Annotated in this window: 3 protein-coding genes; 1 reads left to right on the top strand and 2 read right to left on the bottom strand. The window is 65.8% G+C overall.

What is annotated here, in order from left to right:
- Positions 1-55: 55 nt before the first annotated feature.
- Entirely contained in the window at positions 56-982 is a 927-nt protein-coding gene (gene rarD / locus ACFX4F_RS20820; protein WP_380658251.1) for an EamA family transporter RarD, read from the bottom strand.
- On the bottom strand, positions 979-1,884 hold the full coding sequence (yedA, locus tag ACFX4F_RS20815; RefSeq protein WP_380658249.1) for a drug/metabolite exporter YedA: 906 nt from the start codon (positions 1,882-1,884) through the stop codon (positions 979-981). Before yedA ends, rarD begins: the two co-directional genes overlap by 4 nt.
- Before the next feature lie 222 nt (positions 1,885-2,106).
- On the opposite strand from yedA, the gene ACFX4F_RS20810 reads away from it, so the two are divergent.
- Positions 2,107-3,441, top strand: coding sequence for an MFS transporter (locus tag ACFX4F_RS20810; protein WP_099819627.1), 1,335 nt, complete (start codon positions 2,107-2,109; stop codon positions 3,439-3,441).
- The last annotated feature ends 164 nt before the right edge of the window (positions 3,442-3,605 follow it).

Raw genomic sequence — 3,605 nt, 5'->3', positions numbered from 1 at the left:
GATCCCTGCGCTCCGCGAAGGGCTCTGACCCCATCGCTTTTCCAGGGTTCCGGGGTCAGAGCCCTCCGCGTTGCGCAGGGATCCGACCCCGCGCCGCGCGCATCGTGCGGATGTTGTCGGCGACGAACAGGATCAACCCGGCCCAGATCGCCGCAAAACCAATCGCCTTGCCGGTGTCGAAGGCCTCGTGGAAGAAGAACACGCCCAGCAGCAGCTGCAGGCTTGGTGCGATGTACTGCAGGATGCCAACCAGCGACAGCGGAATGCGCTTCACCCCGTAGGCGAAACCGATCAGCGGCACCGCCGTGACCACGCCACCGAAGATCAACAGCAGATCGTTGCCCCAGCCCCAGCCGCCGAAGAAGGCGCCGCCATGGCCGTTCTCGGCCCACAACGCAAAGCCCAGCGCCGGCAGGAACAGATACAGGCTTTCCACCCCCAGCCCCGCCACCGGGTCGACCGACACCAGTTTGCGCAGCAGGCCGTACAGGCCGAACGAGCAGGCCAGGCCCAGGGCGATCCACGGCGGCGTTCCCGCATCGATGGTCAACCAGGCCACGCCCACCGCAGCGATGGCCACGGCCACCCATTGCACGCGGCGCAGGCGCTCTTTCAGCACCAGCACGCCCAGCAGCACGTTCACCAGCGGATTGATGAAGTAGCCCAGGCTGGTCTCGATCACGTGACCGGCGTTGACCGCCCAGATGTACAGGCCCCAGTTGAAGGCGATGGTCAGGCTCGATACCGCCAGGATCGGCAGCGCGCGCGGTTGTGCGGCGATCTTCTTCCACCAGCCGAAGCGCGAAGCGATCAGCAGCCAGGCCACCACCAGCACGGTGCTCCAGATGATGCGGTGGGCGATGATCTGGAACGACGGCACCTCATTCAGCAGGTGCCAGTAGACCGGTACCAGCCCCCACAGCACGAAGGTGGATGCGGTGACCAGCAAGCCCCGGCGTTGTTCTTTCTCGTCCATGCTCATCGCTTGCGTGTCCTTGCCATCGTCAGTACCACCACACCCAGAAGTATCACTGCCATGGCCAGGAAGTCGCGCCAGCCGAAACGTTCGCCGTTCAACGCCGCGCCCAGCAGCACCGCAATTACCGGATTGACGTAGGCATAGCTGCCGGCCAGTGCCGGCCGTACGTTCTGCAGCAGCCAGACGTAGGCGGTGAACGCCACGATCGAACCGAACACGCACAGGTAGGCCATCGCCAGCAGGCCACCGGTATCGGGCAGCGTGGTGGGGCGCTCACCGACAACCAGGCCGATCAGCACCAGCAGCACGCCACCGCAGATCATCTGCCCGGCGGCCGTCATGAACGGACCCGGCAGGTCCTGCCCGCGTGCCCACACCGAGCCGAACGCCCAGCCGACCGGCGCGATCAGCAGCAGCACCAGCCCGGTGGGCGATGCGGTCAGGCTGCTGCCGGCGTTGAGCCAGACCACGCCGACGAAGCCAACGGCGATGCCCAGCCATTCGCCCCTGCTGGCGTGCTGGCCACGCAGGGCCGAGAACAACGCCATCCACAGCGGCACCGAGGCCACCGCCGTGGCGGCCAGGCCGGATGACACCTCGCGCTCGGCCAGCACCACCATGCCGTTGCCCAGTACCAGCATGGTCACGCCCATGATGGCCAGGTTGCGCCACTGCCGCAGGCTCGGCCGCGGCATCTTCCAGAACAAGCGCAGCGCCAGGTACATCACGCCGCCGGCAATGATGAACCGGCTGCCGGAGACCATCGTCAGCGGCAGCGCGCCGCCATGCAGGGCCTTGGCGATACCCAGGTAGGTCGAGCCCCAGACCACGTAGACCAGCAGCAATGCCAGCACGACAAGGCCGCCCCGTGGGGCAGCCGCGGACGGAACGGGGGGAGCCGACATGACACACCAGGGAGCCGGGGGAAGACGGATTTTAGGACGTTTTGGTTATGGTCCGGCAGCCCATGTGGTGGCACGCTGTCATCCATCCATGTCCCGCCCGCCCTTCCGGCACCCGGCGTTGACGTGGGATGCAGTACTCAGGAGGCTGGCCGGCAGCGCACTGCGCGCCCCTGGCACCGATCTTTCCCGCATGGACGCACCGCATCGAGGATTTCCACCCAGATGAGCACCACGTCCCAACCCGCCGTACCCGCCAGCGATGGCGCCGCCCTGCGGCGTTCCATCTCCAACACCCTCAAAGGCTCCGCCGGCAACCTGGTGGAGTGGTACGACGTCTACGTGTACTCGGTGTTCGCCGTGTACTTCGAATCGCAGTTCTTCTCGCCTGAAGACAAGAACTCCACCATGTACGTGTGGGCGATCTTCGCCGCGACCTTCCTGATGCGCCCGATCGGTGCATGGTTCTTCGGCCGCTTCGCCGACCGTCATGGCCGTCGCCTGGCGTTGACGGTGTCGGTCACGCTGATGGCCTTCTGCTCGTTCATCATCGCCATCACCCCCACCGCTGCCAGTATCGGCATCTGGGCGGCGATCATCCTGCTGTTCGCGCGCCTGCTGCAGGGCTTCGCCACCGGTGGCGAGTACGGTGCCAGCGCCACGTACATGTCCGAGGCCGCCATTCCCGGCCGCCGCGGCTTCCTGTCCTCGTTCCACTACGTCACCCTGGTGGGCGGCCACGTGCTGGCCCAGCTGACCCTGTTCGTGATGCTGACGTTCTGGGCCAAGCCGGAAATCTCCGAGTGGGGCTGGCGCATCGCCTTCGGCATCGGTGGCATCGCCGCGGTAGTGGTGTTCTGGCTGCGCCGCGGCATGGACGAGTCGCTGTCGGAATCCTCCATCGAAGCCGCACGCGAGGGCAAGGACAAGAAGTCCGGCTCGATGTACGAACTGTTCGTGCACCAGTGGCGTCCGCTGCTGCTGTGCTTCCTGATCACCGCCGGTGGCACCATCGCCTTCTACACCTACTCGGTGAACGGCCCGAAGATGATCCAGAGCGCGTTCGCCGGCAACGATCCGATGACCGGCACGCTGATCAACCTGGGTGTGCTGGCCTTCCTGATGGTGTTGCAGCCGGTAGGCGGTTGGCTGTCTGACATCATCGGCCGCAAGAGCCTGCTGGTGTTCTTCGGCGTGGGCGGTGTGCTGTACAGCTGGTACCTGATCACCCAGCTGCCGCACCAGCACGATGCCACCCTCGCCTTCCTCACCCTGGCACTGGGCTTTGTCATCCTCACCGGCTACACCTCCATCAATGCCGTGGTGAAGGCAGAGCTGTTCCCCACCCACATCCGTGCGCTGGGCGTGGGCTTCGGCTATGCGTTGGCCAACTCGCTGTTCGGCGGCACCGCGCCGCTGTTGTACCAGGGCGCATTGAAGACCGGCCACGTGGACTGGTTCGCCATCTACGTCACCGCGACGATCGCGGTATCGTTGGTGGTCTATGTGTTCTTCCTCACCAACAAGGGCCCCAACTGGCTCGACGGCACCCGCAAGTAAGCGCGCCGTAGTGATCGCGGCCACCGGTGCAATGCCGGTGGCCGTTTTGTTTTCTGCGTGGACGCTGCTGCGGCAGCGCGGCTGAAGACGTGGTAGTGCCGGCCGCTGGCCGGCAGCTGCACATCCCTTCGGAAGGTTCATGAGGTTGCCGGCCAGCGGCCGGC

The sequence above is a fragment of the Stenotrophomonas sp. YIM B13575 genome (assembly GCF_042787595.1).
Lineage (GTDB): Bacteria > Pseudomonadota > Gammaproteobacteria > Xanthomonadales > Xanthomonadaceae > Stenotrophomonas > Stenotrophomonas lactitubi_B.
The sequence above is the reverse complement of the archived record's forward strand: the minus strand, read 5'-3'. Positions and strand labels throughout refer to the sequence as shown.